General features: G+C 56.6%; 11 protein-coding genes and 1 tRNA gene. 8 read left to right on the forward strand and 4 right to left on the reverse strand.

From position 1 onward, the window contains the following. Genes V3C19_RS07615 through V3C19_RS07630 form a run of 4 tightly spaced genes read left to right on the forward strand, consistent with a single transcriptional unit; the run spans position 1 to position 5,888 of the window. Positions 1–1,608, forward strand: a complete 1,608-nt coding sequence (locus V3C19_RS07615) for an ABC transporter permease subunit (protein ID WP_295933371.1) — start codon at positions 1–3, stop codon at positions 1,606–1,608. 25 nt (positions 1,609–1,633) lie between these two features. After that, entirely contained in the window at positions 1,634–3,886 is a 2,253-nt protein-coding gene (locus V3C19_RS07620) for an extracellular solute-binding protein (RefSeq protein ID WP_295933368.1), read from the forward strand. A gap of 3 nt (positions 3,887–3,889) precedes the next feature. Further along, on the forward strand, positions 3,890–4,867 hold the full coding sequence (locus V3C19_RS07625; protein ID WP_130084883.1) for an ABC transporter ATP-binding protein: 978 nt from the start codon (positions 3,890–3,892) through the stop codon (positions 4,865–4,867). 13 nt (positions 4,868–4,880) lie between these two features. Next, positions 4,881–5,888, forward strand: a complete 1,008-nt coding sequence (locus tag V3C19_RS07630; protein WP_295933360.1) for an oligopeptide/dipeptide ABC transporter ATP-binding protein — start codon at positions 4,881–4,883, stop codon at positions 5,886–5,888. A 396-nt stretch (positions 5,889–6,284) separates the two neighbouring features. Here V3C19_RS07630 and alr read toward each other — a convergent pair whose 3' ends face one another. Further along, positions 6,285–7,388 carry an alanine racemase gene (gene alr, locus V3C19_RS07635; protein ID WP_295933357.1) on the reverse strand — a complete coding sequence of 368 codons (1,104 nt, stop codon included), beginning with the start codon at positions 7,386–7,388 and terminating at the stop codon, positions 6,285–6,287. A 1,307-nt stretch (positions 7,389–8,695) separates the two neighbouring features. Here alr and V3C19_RS07640 point away from each other — a divergent pair. Beyond that, a tRNA-Val gene (locus V3C19_RS07640) sits at positions 8,696–8,770 on the forward strand. A 57-nt stretch (positions 8,771–8,827) separates the two neighbouring features. On the opposite strand, the gene V3C19_RS07645 is transcribed toward V3C19_RS07640, so the two are convergent. Next, on the reverse strand, positions 8,828–8,986 hold the full coding sequence (locus V3C19_RS07645; protein WP_295933354.1) for a hypothetical protein: 159 nt from the start codon (positions 8,984–8,986) through the stop codon (positions 8,828–8,830). A gap of 791 nt (positions 8,987–9,777) precedes the next feature. Between V3C19_RS07645 and V3C19_RS07650 the strand changes: the two genes are divergently transcribed. Beyond that, a complete protein-coding gene (locus V3C19_RS07650) occupies positions 9,778–15,105 on the forward strand; it encodes an autotransporter domain-containing protein (protein WP_330937061.1) in 5,328 nt (1,775 codons plus the stop codon). A gap of 170 nt (positions 15,106–15,275) precedes the next feature. Here the strand turns inward: V3C19_RS07650 and V3C19_RS07655 are convergent, their stop codons facing one another. Together V3C19_RS07655 and V3C19_RS07660 are read right to left on the reverse strand one after the other, a co-directional pair. After that, entirely contained in the window at positions 15,276–15,617 is a 342-nt protein-coding gene (locus tag V3C19_RS07655; RefSeq protein ID WP_330937062.1) for a hypothetical protein, read from the reverse strand. A gap of 91 nt (positions 15,618–15,708) precedes the next feature. Further along, positions 15,709–16,749 carry an L-dopachrome tautomerase-related protein gene (locus V3C19_RS07660; protein ID WP_295934563.1) on the reverse strand — a complete coding sequence of 347 codons (1,041 nt, stop codon included), beginning with the start codon at positions 16,747–16,749 and terminating at the stop codon, positions 15,709–15,711. Between the two features lie 244 nt (positions 16,750–16,993). Here V3C19_RS07660 and V3C19_RS07665 point away from each other — a divergent pair, with 244 nt between their 5' ends. Together V3C19_RS07665 and dgt are read left to right on the forward strand one after the other, a co-directional pair. Then, positions 16,994–19,252, forward strand: a complete 2,259-nt coding sequence (locus V3C19_RS07665) for a multicopper oxidase domain-containing protein (protein WP_295934568.1) — start codon at positions 16,994–16,996, stop codon at positions 19,250–19,252. 25 nt (positions 19,253–19,277) lie between these two features. After that, positions 19,278–20,639, forward strand: a complete 1,362-nt coding sequence (gene dgt / locus V3C19_RS07670; RefSeq protein ID WP_295934618.1) for a dGTP triphosphohydrolase — start codon at positions 19,278–19,280, stop codon at positions 20,637–20,639. The last annotated feature ends 36 nt before the right edge of the window (positions 20,640–20,675 follow it).

The following is a 20,675-nucleotide window of genomic DNA, read 5'->3' on the forward strand; positions in this document are numbered from 1 at the left end:
ATGGTTAGAAAACTGGCATACCTTCTCATCATCCTGGCGGTCCTCACCGCCGCGGGCGAGCTGTGCGGGCTGCTCCTCCCCACGCTGAGCTGGCCCTTCACTGTCTCGCGGGAAATGAGCATGCTTCACATCGTCTGCGCGGACCAGAACAGCAGCGGCCTCCTGACGCCCCAGGGAAAATTCCTGTGGTTCGGCTGGGCCTGCGTGCTGGTCATGGCCGGAGCGGGCCTCTGGATCAGGCTGAAAGGACCGCGCCGGTTCCGCCCCACGCCAATCACCAAAAGACGCCTCCAAAGGTTCAAAAGCATTTCCCGCGGCTACGTCTCCCTGGTCATCCTGCTGGCCCTGACGCTGCTGGCCTGCATGGACCAGTGTCTGGTGGGAAAAAGGGCGCTTCTGGTCATCCAGGATGGCTCCTGGTATTTCCCTGCCATCATGCGCAAGGTGTACAAGGGTTCTACCTTCGGCCAGACCGGGGACTTTGCGGATGCGGAAGCCAATTACCGGGAACTGAAAAAACAGGCGGGACAGCCGGGAAAACCCTCTTTGGTCGTCATGCCCCTCGTCCCCTACGATCCCACGGGAGATTCCACCAATCCCGGTTCGGAAGCCTTGGTCGTGAATGAAGAGGGGCTGGTCTGCGAATCCGATGGCAAACCGTACTCCGGTCTTGCTTCCCGCCTGCACAAGGATGAAGAGGCCCTGCCGCACATCAGCTACAAATTCCGCAAGGGAAAAAAGGTGGACCGCGCCACCGGATGGCTGGAGGACAGGACGGAAGTGTACAGCGCCACCTACGAGAACAACAAGATTGTGGCTGAACACTACAACGGCCCCGGCACCAAGGAGGACTTCCTGAAACAGACGGATGAAAACAAAATCAGCCGCATTTTCTACCACCCGGCCCCGCCCCTCAAGGGCGGCCACCTGCTGGGCACCAACACGCAGGGGGCGGACATCCTGGCCTACCTGTACGGCGGCCTTCAGGTCAACATGAAAGCCGCCATCTTCTACCTGCCCATCGTGTACTTCATCGGCATCACCTTCGGGATGATGATGGGGTATTTCGGCGGCATGTTTGATCTCGGCATGCAGCGCCTCATAGAAATCTTCTCCCAGGTACCCTTCCTTTTCATCATCATGATCATCTCGGATATGGTGCCCCTGCAGATGAAAGGCATGTTCCTGATTATCAGCCTGCTGATCATGTTCGGGTGGATGTCCATGACCTACCAGCTCCGAACCTCCACCATGAAGGAAAAGGCGCGGGACTACGTGGCGGCGGCGCGCGTGGTGGGGGCGTCCACCAACCGCATCCTCTTTGTCCACATCCTGCCGAACCTGGTTGCCATTCTGGTCACGCTGGTGCCGTTCAGCGTCTCCGCCCTGATCCTGGCCCTGGCATCCTTGGACTATCTCGGCTTCGGCCTTCCGGACACCTATGCAAGCTGGGGGCGCCTGCTGAATGACGGCCTTGCGGACCTTTCCGCCTCCTGGGTGGTTACCTCCGCCTTTTCCGCCTTGGTCATCACTCTGCTGCTCGTCACCTTCATCGGGGAGGCCGTCCGCGAAGCCTTCGACCCAAAAAAATTCACCACTTACAAATAAGAATATTCCCTTTTTCACAGACTCCATGCTCAAGCTTTCCGCCATTCTCCGCACGATCCTTGCCTCCGTCTCCGTGTCCCTTCTGCTGACAGCGGGCGCCGGATGCAAGGATTCCTCCCAATCCCAGGGGGTGGGCTGGCAGCCGAACGTTCCTTTCGGAACCCTGCCGCCGGGTTTCGACACCTTCCCGGAACGGTGGAACAGGCAGATCAACGACAGGCTGGCCAGGGAAGAAGCGGCCAAGCAAAAGGAAATCCGGGAACTCCGGGAAAAATTCTTCAAGGAGGAAGACCCCAAAATCCGTGAAAAACTGCAGAGCAAACTCATCTCCGACGAAGCCGCGCTGTCCGTCATTCACCGGAGACAGAGCGAAGGGGACTATATTAAATTCAAGACTCCGGCGGACATCCCCGCAGACCTCAAATGGGAAGACGGGCTGGACAATCCGGAAATAGGCGACCCGAACGCCAAAAAAGGCGGCGTTCTGCGCCAGTGGGCTCCCGGCTCCTACCCGGATACATTCCGTCCCAATGGCCCGAACAGCAACAGCGGATTCCGCGGCCCCCTGTATGATGAAATCATCATCGGCCTCGTCTCCATCCACCCGGTCACCGGAAAAATCATTCCCGGCATCGCCAGAAAATGGGCGGAATCCGCGGACAGGCGCACCGTCTATTTCGAACTGGACCCGGACGCCCGCTATTCGGACGGGGCCAGGGTCAAGGCGGTGGACCTGCTGGTAAACATGTACATCCGTACCTCGGAACACAGCCGTGACGTTTTTTACAACAATTTTTACTACCAGAACGCCTCCAACATCACCATTTACGACGATAGCCGCTTCTCCGTCACTCTTCCCTCCCCCAAGCCCCTGCTGCCCTACTACTGCACCCTGTTCATCCCGTCCCCGCCGCATTTCTACTGCGAGTTCGGCCCCAGCTACGTGGAACGCTACCAGTGGCGCGTGCCTCCCACCACCGGGGCCTACGTGGTGAAACCCGACGGCATCATCCGCGGGCGGCAGGTCATCCTCCAGCGCATTCCGGACTGGTGGGGCAAGGACAAGAAGTTCACGAAGTACATGTATAACGTGGACCAGATCGTGTACAACTTCATTGGGGAGCCGTCCAAGGCCATTGAACTCTTCCGCATCGGGGAGCTGGACGTGCTGAACATCACGAAGCCGGAGCTGTGGCACGAACGCATGGAAATACCGGAGGTCCACAACGGCTACATCAACCGCAGCACCTTCTACACCATTTACCCGCGGCCCCCCACGGGCATCTTCCTGAACACCTCCAAGCCGCCGTTCAACGACCTCAACGTTCGCCTGGGCTTCCAACACGCGCTGAACATCCAGAACATCATTGACATCACGTTCCGTGGGGACTACCAGCGCCTCAACTCCTACGACTCCGGCTTCGGAAAATTCACCAACCCCTACATCAAGGCGCGCCCCTACTCTCCGGAACAGGCGCGGGCCTTCTTCGCCAGCGCGGGATATACCATTCCGTGCCCGGACGGTATTCTCCGCAAGCCGGACGGCACCCGTCTGACCGCCGCCATCACGTTCCCCAACTCCTCCCCCACCCTGGCCTCCACACTGGGCAAGCTGAAGGAGGACGCCCGCAAGTGCGGCCTGGAAATCCAGCTTGACCCGCTGGACTCCACCGTAGCCTTCCGCAAGATCATGGAAAAACGCGCCCAGGCCTCCTTCATGGCCTGGGGATTCACTCCGCCCCACCCCATGAACGAGCAGGGCTTCCATTCCCGCTACGCCTACGACGAACGCGGCAGCCTCATCACGTACACCAACAACATCACCGCCTATGCGGACAAGGAGATGGACAAGTTGCTGGACGACGAAACGAACGCCGCCACGGAAGACGAACTGCAGAAAGCCACTTGGAAAGTGCAGCAGAAAATTCATGACGAAGCCCTGTGGGTGCCCTGCTGGACCACGGAATTCATCCGCCTGGGCTATTGGCGATGGGTCAAATGGCCCAACAGCGCCACCACGCAATTCTGCCATCCGGTCGTCTTCGACCCCATGGAAAGCTACCTGTACTGGGTGGACAACGACGTGAAGAAAGAAACGCTGGAAGCCAAGCGGGAGGGCAGAACCTTCGAGGAAGTGGACGCCGTGTACGACCAGTACCGCTTCCTTGACTCCATCGACAGCCTGGACAACAAGGACGGCGCGGACAAGCTGCCTTCCGTCCCCGCCATCCCGGAAAACGGCGTCACTCAGGAAGAACCCCCTACCACGGAAAAATAACAAGTGAGCGAACCCCTGTTGGAAATCAAGAACCTGGTCACCGGATTCGAGACGGAATCCGGCCTGCTGAAAGCGGTGGACGGCGTCAGCTTCACCGTCCCCAAGGGCTCCTGCGTAGGCATCGTGGGGGAATCCGGCTGTGGCAAGAGCGTCACGGCCATGTCCATCGTCCGCCTTCTGCCCCAGCCCATGGGGAAAATCCTGGACGGGGAAATCCTGTTCCAGGGACGCGACTTGGTCCAAGCCAAGGAAACGGACATGCACGGCATCCGCGGCAGGCACATCGGCGTCATCTTCCAGGAACCCATGACGGCCCTGAACCCCGTGCACAGCATAGGGCGGCAAATCGGGGAATCCCTGATGCTCCACCGCGGCCTGAACGCCAGGGAAGCGCGCGACGCCGCCATCCAGCTCCTGCAGCGCGTCCGCATTCCCGCTCCGGAACAGCGCGTGGACGAATTCCCGCACCAGCTCTCCGGCGGCATGCGCCAGCGCGTCGTCATCGCCATCGCCCTGGCCTGCCATCCGGAACTCATCATTGCGGACGAACCCACCACGGCGCTGGACGTCACGGTGCAGGCGCAGATACTTTCCCTGCTCAAGGACCTTCAGGCGGAAATGGGCTCCTCCTCCATCCTCATCACGCACGACCTGGGCGTCATCGCCCAGAGCTGTGACTCCGTCGTGGTCATGTATGCCGGACGTGTGGTGGAAAAAGCCCCGGTCCGGGCACTCTTCTCCAATCCGCTCCATGCCTATACCAGGGGGTTGCTGGCCTCCATCCCGCAATTAAGCTCCGTGCGCAAGACCAAGCTGCCCACCATCCCCGGCCAGGTGGCCTCCATTGCGGACTTCGTGCCCGGCTGCCGCTTCTGCCAGCGGCAGGGCGTGCCTGCGGAGGAACTGACGGAACGCCCGCCCCTGGTGGAAGTGACCCCCGGGCACTTCGTGGAAGCCTGCCCCCGCTGCGCCAACCTTTAACCCCTCCTTTGCCATGCCGGAACCACTCTTGCAAGTCAACAACCTGAAAATGTACTTTCCCGTCCGCTCCGGGATCTTCCTGCGCCAGGCGGGCTGGGTGAAGGCGGTGGACGACGTCTCCTTCAACATCTATCCCGGCGAAACGCTGGGGCTGGTGGGGGAATCCGGCTGCGGAAAATCCACCATAGGCAAAAGCATCGTGCGCCTGCTGAAGCCTACAGGAGGGTCCATCCAGTTCAACGGCCAGAACATTGCCACCCTTTCCCAGCGCAAAATGCGGCCCCTGCGGCCCCACATCCAGATGGTCTTCCAGGACCCTGCGGAATCCCTCAACCAGCGGCAGTCCATCGGGCAGATCGTGGCGGAACCCTTCGTCATCCACCGCATGGGCACTCCGGCGCAGCGCCGGGAATGGGTGCGCGGATTGCTGGACCGCGTGGGCCTGCCGGACAGCGCCATCGACCGCTTTCCCTTTGAATTTTCCGGCGGTCAGCGCCAGCGCATCGGCATCGCCCGCGCCCTCACGCTAAATCCCAGCCTCATCATTCTGGACGAACCCGTCTCCGCTCTGGACGTGTCCGTACAATCCCAGGTGCTCAACCTGCTCCTGGAACTCCAGGAGGAACGCAAGCTCTCCTACCTCTTCATCGCCCATGACCTGGCAGTGGTCAAACACATCTCCGACCGCGTTGCCGTCATGTACCTGGGAAAAATCGTGGAAATGTCAGACGCGGAAACCATCTACCAGGCGCCCAAACACGCCTACACCAAGGCCCTGCTGGACGCCATTCCGGAACCGGACCCCGCCAAAGCCAACACGCACCAGCCGCTGCCGGGAGACGTACCCTCCCCCATCAATCCGCCGCTTGGTTCCGCCTTCGGCCACCGCATCCAGCACCCCGCCTACCCGGAAACCGTGGGGGCGGACCTGACGCCCGTGGAAATAGAACCAGGCCACTGGGTAGCCCCGGACCCCTGCTCCCTGGAGCCGGAAGACTGGGACAAACTCCGGCAGAGGTAAAACTCCGCCGGAAAATTAAAAGGAGAGCTGAACGCCAGAAAAACTGTCTTTTTGACGGAAAATTTCTCTTATCCTCCTTGTTTCCTGCAAGCATCCCCCCACCCCGGCATTTCTGCTCCCCCTCCCGCGATGGAAAACCCTTCCCGAAGCATAACGGAACGAGAATTTTCGCCAGCCGGGAAAAACACCCGCAAACAGTAAAAACTCCGAACCACCGGACCAAAGCTTAAAAAGCGCGGAGCCGTCCGTCCGGCAATATCCTGAAAAACTACTCTGTTTTCATCAGCAGGCTTTTCCAATTCTCCAAAATCCGGAATGGCATGACAGTCGGAACTTTCCGGAAAAGCATCCCGGAAAAAAGAAAAACAATAGAACCCGGCCTCCGCGCGAAACTGCTTACACGTAAATCCGCGGAACGCGGGAACTGATGCTGGTCAGCACGTTGCTTGGAATGGTATTGGCGCGGCGCGTCAGCTCCTCCCAGCTCACATTGGGGCCCATGATCTCCACCAGGTCACCGGTATTCACCTGGTCCATGTATGTGACATCCACCATGATCTGGTCCATGGTAATGCGCCCCAGGACGGGGCAATACTGGCCGTTGATATACACCCGCGCTCCCTGGTTGGACAAATACTGAAGATAGCCGTCCGCATAGCCGATGCCGATAGTCGCCACCTTCGTGCATCCCTTGGTGATATAGCAATGGTTGTAGGAAACGCCGTGATTGCCCGGCAACGTGCGTATCAGGGTAATGCGGCTGTAGAGCGTCAGCGTGGGACGCAGCTCCTTGTTGTGGGGGGACGGCATGGGGGAATACCCGTAAAGAATTCTCCCCAGCCTGACCATGTTGGCGCAGGGCACCTTGTAATTAAACACGGCCGCGCTGCTGCACAAATGGCGGAACTTGTACGCGTGCCCTTGGGAAAGTTCATTCACCGCCTCCGCAAAACCGCTGATCTGGCCGTGCGTGAAGGAAATATCGTCCGATGCCGCGGAAAGGTGGGAAAACACGCCTTCCAAATCCAGGAAAGTGAACTGCTTAAGCTTCTCCGTCAAACCATGCAGTTCACTGGGCAGAAAACCGCTGCGCCCCATACCCGTATCCACGCCCAGGTGGACATGCACGGGCTTGTTGTACAGCCTCCCCAGGGAATTGAAATGTTCCGCCTCCTCCAGGCTGGAAAGGGCGGCGCGCCAGCCGTTCAGGACAATTTCCTCCCGTTCTCCCGCAAAACAGGGACCAAGAATGAACGGGCACGTTTTGGCCCCAGCGTCCCGCACCCGGCCGGCTTCCGCCACGGTCGCCACCCCGAAAAAAGCGCAGCCCTCGTCGTCCAGAGCCTTCACCACGCCTTCCAGACCGTGTCCGTAAGCCTCCGCCTTCACAATGGCCATCAAACGGTGGTCCGGCATGATGCGGCGTACGACGTTGAGATTGTGCTTCAACGCACCGGTATCAATCTGGGCCCAGGCTCTGGGTGGGCTTGTGCAACTCATGCCCGGAGTTTAAAAAGACGGCGGATATTCTACAAGCCGGAATTCAGCCACCATCCCCCTTTCCCGGAAAGAGCACTGGAAAATATTGACAATTAATAACTTGATAAAATGAAGAAGAAAATCTTGAGAAGAGGAAAGTATACATGCCGTGCCTGGGAATTCCGGGAGGCCCGACAGTAGAAAAAGTAGCCTTGGATAGAAACATTCTTCTCTCTTGGGAAAATCCTCCAAGCCACAGTTTCAAAAAATCCAGGCAGTCACTCCCAGCCTTTGATTGGATGTAAGAGGCGGCAGACTTTCCTTCATCTCGCCGGCTTCATCATGGCCAGCAACATCCTTACGAAGCGCTACCTCCCCCAAACAATTGTCAGTATGGACACCCGCCGTTGAAAAACACAGAATGACAGTACCCCAGCCCTCCGGAAGAACGAGGGGGCTTTTTCCCGGTCAGTGAAGTTGATCCGCCTATTCAATTTCCCTTCCCCTGGAAAGCCGTTATGTGCCAAAATCATGGCAAGAGGAAAATTCCCGTCCCCTATGGTTCAGGATACAATAGCACGGCATTATCGCCAGGGCAGCGCTGCCCTTCCCCTTTAACGGAAAACGCTCATCTCACAATTCATTAATCTTGAAACTGCAGTAGAATCATTTTCTCCGGCAACGGAATGGAAATCATCTGCGTGATGAGAAACTGCAAATCCATTGGCATGACGGGTATCGTTCTTCTCCAATATGTATGATCATGGTCACTTTCCATTGGGACAAAATGACCGCAGCCATCTTTGCTTTTTCTATTGGCCAAATCTTCTTCCGATGGGAAATTCAGCATTGCCGGGAGATATGCGCAGGAAAAGGGAAAGTAACACTATGAAATGGATACACTAGGTCCTGCACACGCCTGCAAGCGTAAAATCCTGCGCTAAAAGCATCCCTCCATTTGAAATCTACACGGCGATGCGCCGTTCCGTCCTATCGCAATAAATGGAATAAACCAGGTAATCGGAAATCCTCCGTGTAGGCACGACAACTCACCAAAGCACCGGCCCGATTCCCTTCGCGCCAAGTGTACACAGTAATTTCCTTTCAGGAACAGAGGTATTTTCATGTTGATCATTAATAGAGGGCTTCAGTCGGAAACAGATTTTCCCTGCATGAGAAAAATCAATCCTTCCGGCTATTTTTCCCCGTATAAAGACAGTTCCTACCAAAGAGCAAGGAAAGAAAAAACTTTGATCATTTTCATCCGACTTCAAAAAACTCCTTGCCAATTCCCAAACCCTCCGATATATTTTTTCCGCACCATAGACGCGCGGTTAGCTCAGTGGTAGAGCACATGCTTCACACGCATGGGGTCACTGGTTCGAAACCAGTACCGCGTACCATTTTCATAAACGCCTCGGAATCAAGAATTTCGAGGCGTTTTTCTTTTTCAAAATTGCTCAACCAGCACCCATATCAGTACCTTGTTTTTTCTGATTCACACCTGTTTGAAGTTGTTCAAGGTGATTCTGAAAGTCAGCTGGAGTTTCAATTTCATGATTAGATCCGTTGCCTGATCCCCCCCCTTGTACGAAAATAAGTGGCACGAATTCAGCCATTCGAGAGTTAAGAAGAAGCCGGCCTCACGGTATCCCTTTACCTTTTACACATCCGGAATACTCCCTCCTGTACTGGTCCCTGAAACATTAGATGCCGGGCCGGAGAATGAAAACGTTCGGAAGTGATACCTTCGCAGACTAATCCTGCCAAAGCAACGATGCATGACTAGCGTGGCTCGTCTATCGGTAGGAGGAGAATTCGAGTAATTTGTGCTCGTGTCTTAAAGATAATCAACAAAGAAATCTATTGATAAACAATTTTTTACAATCATCCTCCAAGGTTAGCGCAACGGTTTTGAAATTCGATAAAGATTTAAATTTATTTTGGAAAATATCTAAATCATTAATAGTGATGTTATTGAATATGTATTCACATAGTTTCTCCCTTTCGTTCCTGCTTCTTCTTCACTCTTCTCATCTTTTCTAAAACGTTTTCATATCAAAAATTTTCGTTGACTTCGGATTTCAAATTCGTATTATTATACATAAATACATAAAAATTAACACCATAACAAAAAATGCGTCTACACCTGCCTATTGCTCTGCTGGCGGCTGTTCTGGCTTGTTACACCAGTGTTTCCTTGGCCGTCCCAACTTCTGAATCTCCCGCATGGGGAGCGGACTCCACCTTCAATAATAATGAGTCCGCCAATGAATATTCAGTCACTGGGGAGCAATCCTTCAACCTTGATGTAACTTCAGGAAATAACAATTACTCCACAGGGCTTTATTTAGGAGCAGGCTCCTCGTTTACCATTAATCAGAATTCAAACGGCGCCTGTACCATCAATTTGAACGGTTCATTTGCCGGAGAAGGAGATTTGATGCTGGTAGCGGCTAACAAGAATGCCGGCTATGCCTCCAAATTTGTGCTTGGTTCCCAGGAAAGCAATTTTAGCGGGAACATTATCCTTTCCCAGAAGAAGACGCAGTCCGGAGGGGCCATTCTCCAGATTACGGGAACGGCGCTCGCCAACGCAACAGTGGATTTGTCGGGCTCAACCAATCAAGGTTTCGACAACCTGACGCTGCAAATTTCCAATGCCGCTTCTCTGGCCGGTTTGAATGATGCCGACGAATTCAGCGGAACGCATAAGGGACGCGTCCAGTCGGCCAATTCCGCCAGAGCGGATCTTACCCTGACGGGCAACGGAGATTACACGTACGGGGGAAGCATCGGGGAAACCACGCAGTACGCCGGGGTGAACGGCAAGACTACTCCCACAGGAGGAATAAATCTAATCATGGCCGGAACGGGTACGCAGAACCTGACGGGAGCCGTCATCAACGCGAATATCACGGCCCAAGGAGGCATCCTGAATATCAATAATTCTTCCCTGGCTTATTCCGGAATAATCACCATGGCAGGAGGAACGCTGAATTTCAACTCCGCCACTCTGGGAACAAATGCAGTACTGAATATGAACGGCACCGGCACATTGCAGAATGTGACTGTTGATGGAGCCAAGTTAACCTATACGGAATCCGGCTCTTCCTTTACCATGGAAGGTGTATCCTTCACTTCAGGTACTATTGACATCGGCGGCGCACTTGACAGCCTGGTGGCGGACGGTCAGAAATACACGTTCGATTTAGGGAGCATCCTTAATACGAACTTTTCCGTCACGGGGCTGAATTCGGACCAATACAACATAAACGGCTCCACGCTTACAATCAATGAAGGCGCGATAGCCAGCGTGACCTGGGTTTCGGCGGGAGCGGACGGAACGTTGGAAAAAACCATCAAAAATGCCTTTACCCTGTCGCTTGACGGAACCGCGACCAATGTCAGCCTGGGATATTTGAACGGAACCCTGACGACCAGCGGGGACAAAGTTTATCAAATCATCAACTCCAGCGAAACCAAAATCAACCTGGCCGGGGTATACAATAGTGGGGCGACCTTGTCGTCCGGCAACCTCAACTACCAGGGGGACATCTGGATGGATATTAACGGAGGGGCGTTTGGCATCATCTCCGGGGGGGTAGACAACGTATGGAGGAACAACCTCCAGACCAGCACACTGACGGGAGACACCCATGTGCAGCTCTCGGGAAACGCCACGGCGGAACACGTCATCGGCGGAAACAAGCAGGGAGCGAGCACAACTCTGACGGGCAGCACAAACGTTACCGTCAAGGATAACGCCATCGTGGCCGGAGCCATCATCGGAGGAAGCACTTCCTCCCATAATGCCGTCACCATCATCACAGGAAACACAAACGTCCTGGTCACCAATATCCAGTATAGCAACAACGCGACCGTCAACCTGGGAGACTTCAGCAACGCAACAAACCAGAACTTCATCACGGGCGGCAGCGCATGGACGGCCAACCAGGTTTCAGGGACGACAATCCAAGGCAGCACCTCGGTAACTGTTGATTTAAGCAATGCGGAACTCTCCGGCACAGACGGGCAAAACAACTTCGTCAAAAACATCTATGGGGGCAGTTACGCAAACACGAAATCCGAAAGCAACGGAGGCATACAAAAAGTGGAAGGAAACTCAAGCGTCTCCATCACCGGAAAAGAAGGAATCATCTTCACGGGAGACATCATGGGCGGCTCTTTCTGGAACTGGGGGGACGGCACCACGCTGACCACCAACGGAAATACCAGCGTCGCCATTGACGGGGGATCCGTCTTCACGGGCCGGATCGTGGGGGGGTCCTGGAGAGGAAGCGCATGGACGGCGGAAGACGCCGCGGCCCTGCCCGTCAGCATTGGCGGCAGCGTCACCGTCACCCTTGGGGCGGGGACCTACCTGGGCGACATCTACGGGGCAGGCAACTGCGGCACGGTAGGAGGCGACGTACTCGTCTCTCTGACGGAAGGAAGCGTCTTTGGAGCGGAAGGGGAAGAAGGCGGCATCATCATTGGAGGAAGCGCCGGAGCGACGGTAGGGGGAGACAGGACGCTTGAATTCAAGGGAAGCTTTGGAGCCACGGACTTCCAACACACAACTTTCACCCAATTTGACAAAATCAACGTTACCGGAGAAGGGACCTCCGCCACCGTTTATGCACTGACTGACAGCCCGTCCCTGACCAAAACCGGAGCGGGAGACCTGAAACTCGGGGCAGACGCGGCAGGAGCAGAAACCATCCTCGGCGGAATCACGGAAGGAATTTCCATCATGGAAGGCAACCTGAACCTCTCCGGAGCCAACGGCAGCCATATGAAGGGGACGTTGAATATCGCCGCCGGCTCCCGTCTGACTGGAGTCACCGGATCCGTAACTGTAGGAGAAGGAGGCCTGGACGGGCTTACCATTGCCCTTGGGACGGAAAACATCGGCCAGGATACGCAGGCATCCGACGCTGTCATCAGCAACGGCAGCGGAACGGGAAGCGCCCCGAACCTGGCCATTGCGGGAGAAGGGCTGACGCTGGACCTGAGCAACGACGCCGTTGTCAACCTTCTGCTGGACCACAAAACCAACGACACCTCCAGCTACCTGACCCTGACCAGCGGAACGCTGACCGTCGGTAACCTGGGCGACATTGCCTTCACTACCGACCTTCTGACCAACTACGGCATCCGGGTCACAGGAACGGACGGTGGCAGCCTGGTGCTCAGCGGAGCGGCCACCGGCCTCTACCGCGTGCAGGCGGAAGGAGGAAACGCTCATGAAGTCAACTCCTATCAAACGCTCTCCGGCTACGCCGGCGTTGTCATCGGCAGTGGCCAGACCTTGACGGTCAACCTGGCTGGAACTCCTGGAGAAGACGACGGCGAAGGAGCTAAAATCAACAACCTGATAGGAGCCTCCGGCAGCAGCCTGGTCGTCAACAACACCGGAGATGGCACGGCCGTCGTCATTCTCAACAACAAAGAAATGACGACGGGAGAAGACGACATTGACCCGGCCGGCCAGGATACCGTCATGGGAGGCAGCATCACGGGAGGCAGCAACGTTGCCTTCATCAAGGAAGGAATCGGGACACTGACGGTTGGAGGAACGATGAACATGGAAACCCTTACTCTGCGTGAAGGCGGCATCGTACTCAACGGCGCGGAAAACTTCCTAGGCACCCTCACGCTGGAAGGAGGCGGCCTGACCATTAACGGCAACGCCGGAATCGGAATCCTTACCGCCACGGAAGCCGGAGGCACCCTGACTATTAAGGGCGCTCTCGACCTGACCGGAACAAGCAGCATGGATTACGGCACCATCACCGGAACCGGCTCCCTCCGCATTCAGGAAGGGGCGGAACTGTCCCTGAGCGGAGAAGCCCGGCTGGACGGAACCGCAGTCACCGCCAACGGCACGCTGAACCTCTCCGGAAAGGAAGCCGGCACCATCAGCAGCCTCTCCGGAACCGGCGCCCTGTCCATGAACGGAGGCAGTCTCTTCATCTCCTCGGCGACATCTTCCGCCGGAACCTTCGCCGGCACTCTAGAAGGCGACGGCACCCTGAACATCTCCGGGAAAACCACCCAATGCCTGCAAACCGGCAATGCGGACTACAACCTCGCCGTCCGTGACGGAGGCATTCTGGTCCTGAAAGGCACCGTGGACACCTCCACGCTGAACTACAACAGTATCACCGCCGGAAACAACGGCACCCTGCGCCTGGAAGCCACCGGAGACGCCCAGGGAAGCGCCAACACCACGCTCAACGTGGAAAGCATCACCTTCCAGAACGGTTCCACCACGGAATTGATCTACAATTTCAATCAGGATGGCCCCTTTGACGCTCCCATGCTGACGGCGGGCACCATCACCATACAGGACGGAGCCGACTTCCTCCTCTCCAACATGGAAGGCAATGCCACCATGAACGCAGGAAACGACCTCCATGACGTCATCCTGATGAGCGCCACCGACAGCATCAGCGGCCTGGAAGAAGGGCAAAGCCTCGCCGCACAGATATCCGGCCTCTTCGCCGTCTATTATCAGGACGCCACCCTGAGCCGCGACGGAAACGACATCCTGCTCAATGCCACACTCCGGCAGGAAAACCTCTTCTCCCCTGCGGCCGGTACGTGGAATTCCGCCGCCGGAGCCAGTCTGCTCTGGGAAGCCAGAAACAATCTGGACGCAACTTCCCAACTGGGCCAGCTCATGAATGCTGTGAGCAATATGATTACGGGGGAAGCTCCGAATCTGTCCGGTGCATCCAGAGCTCTGGCTGCCGTGGCGGGTTCTACGGTCAACGCCCTGGGCACGGCCCAGCGCGACGCGCTGAGAGAACAAATGGGATGGATACGCAACCGCACCAACCAGATGGGCGTCAACCCCGCCTACATCAACGAAGACCTCCCCTACTTCCACATGTGGATGGAAGGCACGGGCTCCTACGCCCAGCTGGACACCAGGGGTGATGAAAGCGGCTACAAGCTCACCACCTGGGGGGGCACCTTCGGGGTGGACGCGGACCTCAGCGACTCCTTCACGATGGGGGCGGCCTTCACGGCCAACTACGGGGACCTGACGGCCAGCGCGGCGGACACGGCCGACGGCCACCTGGACAGCTACTACGCCAACCTCTTCGGCCGCTACCAAAGCAAGCGCTGGGCCCACACGCTCATCCTGACGGGCGGGTGGAACGATGCCAAACTCAACCGGACGGTGGACTACGGAGCGGGCAGCTACAGGACGCAAGGCAACACCAACGGCTGGGGAATGGGAGCGATGTATGAACTCACCTACGACATCTACCTCAACGAAAACAGGAGCAGCATCCTGCAGCCCCTCTTCAACGCCTCGGTGGTCACCACGCGCATGGACGGCTACCGTGAAACGGGAGCGGGCAACGCGGGCCTGAGCGTGGACAAGCAGGAATGGACGACGGGGACACTTGCCTTGGGGGGCCGGTGGATGGGTCTTGTAGGCAGCAACATCTTCGGGAGGGAAGCGCTGGCGGAACTGCGTATCAACGCGGCGCAGGACCTGGGAGACGACCGGGGAGAAACGTCGGTGGGCTTCCTTGCCAACCCCGGCTACACGCAGCAAGTGCGTGGAGCCAAGGTAGGTCGGACGGCGTTGCAGATAGGAGCGGGCCTGAGCGTGCCGGTGGGGACGCAGGGGACGGTCTTTGTCAACGGCAACGCGGACATCCGCAACGGAGCCAGCTCGGTAAACGGAAGCATCGGCTACCGCTACGACTTCTAAAAAAAGTCAGGACAGATCAGGGGAAATGGTGGAAACACCGTTTCTGCTGCAAAAACAACAAGGCCGCCCGGGGTGAACCGGGGCGGCCTTGTTGTTGAGTGGCTAAATGACTTTAATGGAGCTGGCGTACTTGATGGACAGGTAGAGTTTTTTCTTCATCATTCTGTCCATCAGGTCCATTCCAGCACCGCTTCCGCCCGCAGTTCATCCCCCTGCATGATATGGTGGCAGGTAAGATTCTCCTGGCGGAACAATAGGGACTTCATCTGTTCCCCGGCATGGCTTTCCTTCCTGAAGTGCAGGTGAATGCCAGTCAGGGCGCGTTCCGCCTGCCAGGCTTCCGGCAGGGATTCCAGCGCCCAAACCAGATAGGCGGCATTGTTGATATGACGGTTGAAATCCATATCCCGGCGTTCCGCCGTCCATTCCCGGATTTCCGGCTGAAGGTTCTTCATGTCCAGCCGGACAGCGGAGACTATTTCGTCACAGGGCGCACTTGTCCGCCTGGACAACGTTCAGTTTATCAACAACCGCAATCACGAAGGAAATGGAGGCGCCATTGCCAACGGAAGTACTTCTGACGTTGGAACTCCGGCGGATCCTTTATTCCGGCAGTTTGACCTTTTCCAGGGTAAATACCATGTCGGAAATGTCGCCCTGGGCTTCCTGGATGCGGGAGTTGGTGAAGTAGAGGTATCCGTCATGGATGCTGAATGTGTCCGGCCAGCTGATTTCCTTTCCGGAGGCAAGTGTCCGGATGCTTTTGCGGTCCGGAGTGAGGTACACGATGCTGTTGTTTTCCAGATCACCCATATAGAGGTTGCCCCGGCTGTCCATGATCATGCCGTCGGGCGAAGGCGTTTTCATTTTGGTGATTTTTTTCTCGTCTATCCGGCGGTCTATCAACTGGCGCACCGGTATTCCGTACAGGGTCCTGCCCGTCAAGGCATGGAAATAGAGGATACCGTTCTTTTTATCCAGAGCTATGCCGTCGGAATGGACTTTCCCGTCGTGCCGCCTGCCGTTGACGGTGATGTGGTCCTGCTCCGCGGTCGTGTAGGAGTGGTTGTCCAGCATGCGGTAGTTTTCTCCGCTCTTGATGTCCAGCACGATCAGTCCGGGTTCGTTCGAGTCCGTAAAGTAGATTTTGCCGTGCTCCCGGTCCACGCGCAGGTCGTTGACATAGGACTTGGGTTTGGTCGATTCCGAGAGTGGGTATTTCCTGATCAGCTTGTTGGTGTTGAGGTCGTAGACGTACAAGGTGGGTGTCGCCACCGTGGTTCCTATCATCGGGTTTTTCGTATCAATGATGTAAAGCCGGTTTCCGTCGGCAACGACGGACTGCACGCATACGAACGCGTCTCCATCTTGTGTTTTTCCCTTTTCCCACCGGTTGGTTTTCTCGTCCGGATAGGGTTTGAAGTTTCCCTGCCGGTCCACCTCCGCCACGGAGCAGGGTATTGTTTCATGCCAGCGGGGAAAGTTGACGAAGATTCTGCCCTTGTCCGTGACCGTGACTCCGGTTACCTGGGCTCCCTTGAATGAAGCAACGGGTTCAATTCCGGATTCCGAACGGGCTTCTTGAGAAAAGGAGGCGCACATGGCTGACAGAGAGATGCAGGTTGAAATGATGAAGGCTTTCATGGGAATCATGGAGTTTGATGCGTCTGTTCCTTACGGACAAGCCCCCGCTTTTTATTGTTCAATCAACTGTCCCCTTTTCTTTTCCTGCCAATTACAAGGAAGCAGTCCGGAACATTTCCCCGTTTGGATAAATTGAGTTTTACCCCGGGCGTTGTTTTTTATTCCAGAATATGACGCATCCGTACATTTTCATTTTGAACCGGGAAGGAGGCGGCACGGTCTTTCCTGCCAGCCCCATTTTTTCATGTTCAGGATTGTGCATTATTTATTCCTCCTCCTTTGCCTTTACGGGTACGTCTTCCATTCCCCGGCCCAGGCAGAGACGGTGGAGTACGACCTGTATGTGCGGAATACCCCCGTCAATTTCACGGGAACGGCGCGTCCCGCCATGAGCATCAACGGCAGCATTCCCGGTCCCGTGCTGCATTTTACGGAGGGGGACACGGCAGTGATCCGGGTGCACAACATGATGGATACGGAGACGTCCTTCCACTGGCACGGCCTTCTGGTGCCCAATGACCAGGACGGCGTGCCCTACCTGACTTCCGCACCCGTGAAGCCCCATACCACCCATACTTATACTTTTCCCATTATCCAGAACGGCACGTACTGGTACCATTCCCACAGCGGTCTTCAGGAGCAGAGCGGACTGTACGGAGCCTTCGTCGTCCACAAGCGCAGGAACGATCCGGCGCGCAGAGCGGAGGACACCCTGCCGGAATACACCCTGGTTTTAAGCGACTGGACCAATGAGAATCCGAACGAGGTGAATAGAAAACTCCATACGGGGTCCGACTGGTTTTCCATCCGGAAGGGGAGCGTGCAGAGCTACTGGGAGGCGCTCCGGGCCGGCTATGTGGGCACCAAGCTGACCAGCGAATGGAAACGCATGAACCCGATGGACGTCAGCGACGTGTATTACGAACGCTTCCTGCTCAACGGGAGCCCGCATGCTTCCCTGCCCCGTTTGAAGGCCGGGGACCGCGTGCGGCTGCGCATCGTGAACGGGGCGTCCTCCACTTATTTCTGGCTCCGGTATTCCGGCGGGAAGATCCGCGTCGTGGCCAGCGACGGCAAGGACGTGGTCCCCGTGGACGTTGACCGGATGATTATTGCCGTTTCAGAAACCTACGATGTGATCCTGACCGTGCCGGAAACAGGAAGGGCTTTCGAGTTCCAGGCGACGGCGGAGGATACCACCGGGTCTTCCTCACTGTGGCTGGGGCATGGGGAGAAGCAGCCCCTGCGTCCCTTTCCCAAGCTGAATTATTTCAAGAACATGAAGAGGATGAACGGCATGATGACCATGGGCGGGAGCATGAAGATGATGACCATGAGCTCCGGCTCCATGCCCGGCATGAAGCACATGAATCATAACATGTCCGGAGGTATGGATTCTCCCCGTGCGGGTGGCATGCACATGATGTCCATGTCTTCCGGCAGTTCCCATGGAAAGCATCATGCGGAGGACATGCAGGAAGACGAAGGAGAGGTTACGCTGACGTACGATATGCTGAGGTCCCTCGCAAAAACGAACCTCCCCTCCGGCGTTCCCGTGAAGGAACTGCATTTTCAACTGAGCGGAAATATGAACCGCTACGTCTGGAGCATCAACGGCAGGACACTGTCGGAAACGGACCGGATCATGATCCGGGAGGGTCAGAATGTCCGCATCATCCTGACCAATAATACGATGATGAGGCACCCCATGCACCTGCACGGGCATTTTTTCCGCCTGGTCAACAAGCAGGGGGATTTTTCCCCGCTGAAGTTCACGGTGGACATCCAGCCCATGGCCACGCAGGTGATTGAGTTCAATGCCGCGGAGAAGACGCGGGGCAACTGGTTTTTCCACTGCCACATCCTGTACCACATGATGAGCGGCATGGGCCGGATTTTCACGTATGAGGATTCGCCGCCCAATCCCCAGCTTCCCCATCCCCGCCAGGCGCTCCAGCACGTTTACGCAATGGACCGTAAATGGTACCTGACCGTAAATAATGATTTTGCCTCCAACGGGAATATAGGGGATCTGGAGTTCGGCGGCACGCGCTGGAGCATCCAGGGAGAGTGGCAGACAGGATACAAGGATACCCGCGGGTATGAAGCTGAAGCGCGCCTGGGCAGGTACATCGGAGAAAAGCAGTGGCTTTATCCCTACATCGGCATGGATTGGACATACAGGAAGGGCGAGGCCGGGGAACGCAACATGTTCCGCCAGACCACCAGGAAGGACCGTGAACTGGACGGCACCCTGGGAACACGGTACACGCTGCCTCTGCTGCTGGTGGCGGACGCCCGCATTGATACCGACGGGAAGGTGCGTCTCCAGCTTGAACGGGACGATATTCCGCTGACATCGCGCCTGCGCCTGAGCTTTTCCCTGAATACGGACCGGGATTATTCCGTTGGACTGCATTACATCCTGACGCCTCATGTGAGCATTTCCACCAATTACGACAATAACCTGCACTGGGGTGTAGGCCTGATGCTGACTTATTGACGCCTTTGCCCTCCCGTTTTTGCTTGTGTCCGCACCGGACGCCCTTATCATCGGCAACGTGCCGCAAAAGATGAATTGGGAACAGCTTCTGTCAGACGCCCGCTGGGGATCAAGCCACCAGAGTACGGCGGCTCCGCAAAAGCACCGCAGCAATTATGACCGGGATTACGGGCGCATCCTGTTTTCCAGCGCTTTCCGCCGCCTTCAGGATAAGACGCAGGTGTTTCCTCTGGGGCGCAACGATTATGTGCGCACCCGCCTTACCCACAGCCTGGAGGTGGCCCACGTCGGCTCTTCCCTGGGCATGCTGGTGGGAGAATGGCTCTCCGGAAAAGACTCGCTGCCGGCCCATATCATTCCTTCCGACCTGGCTACCATCGTTTCCACCGCCTGTCTGGCGCACGATATCGGGAATCCTCCGTTCGGCCATTCGGGGGAGGATGCCATTGAGACGGCCCTGTTCCGGCATGGATTATCGCGCCCGTTTGAAGGGAACGCACAGGGCTTCCGCATCCTGACCCGCACCGGAGACCCCATGGAGGGCAAGGGCCTGAAGCTGACGGCTGCCGTGCTGGGCGCTTTCATGAAGTATCCCTGTACACAGTCCTATTCCCTTAAAGCCAAACAGAAGATGCTTACTCCCGCCAACAGTCTGGAATGCAAAAAGTTCGGCATAGGCAGCCAGGAAATGGAAGCCGCCGCATTTGTGGCGGGCAGCCTGGGCCTGATACCCCGGACGGAGGCGGAAGGAAACGACCTTTGCTGGTGCCGCCATCCCCTGGCTTTCCTGATGGAAGCCGCGGACGATATCTGCTACCGCATTGCGGATATTGAAGACGGCTTTTTCTCAAGAATCCTGAGGTTCGACCACGTCATGGAATTGTTCCATCCCTTCCTGACTCCCTCTCAAAGGGAGTATGCCGAAGATCTGGCAGTACGGAGGGAGGAGGATTCCTGCGTACATTACATGCGGGCGCTGGCGATCGGCAGAAGTATCCGCGCCGTAGTAGAGGGCTTCAAGGCCTATGAAGACCGCCTTCTGGACGGGAGCATGGAAAAGTCCCTCATTGACGTTTCCGAACTGGCCGGACCTCTGGACCGTCTTTACAAGGATGCCATACGCGACGTTTACCAGACGCAGGACGTCATTCAGGTGGAGGCCATGGGCTACAAGGTGCTGGGAGAATTGATCGACTTTTTCATGGAATGGGTGGACAACCCCGGTTCCGGACAAGCCAGAAAGGTAGCCATCCTTTTGCAGGGAACCCTTTTGCCTGCGGATGAAGAGTCACGGGAAAAACGCCTGATCCATATGCTGGATTACATTTCCGGCATGACGGATTCCTTCGCACTGGAAACATACAGGAAATTGACTGGCATCCGCTGACGGGCTTTTCACGGTTTTCCCGGCAATGAAAATGGC

Origin of the sequence: Akkermansia sp. AE01SA01, from assembly GCF_036417395.1 — a bacterium.
GTDB lineage: Bacteria > Verrucomicrobiota > Verrucomicrobiia > Verrucomicrobiales > Akkermansiaceae > Akkermansia.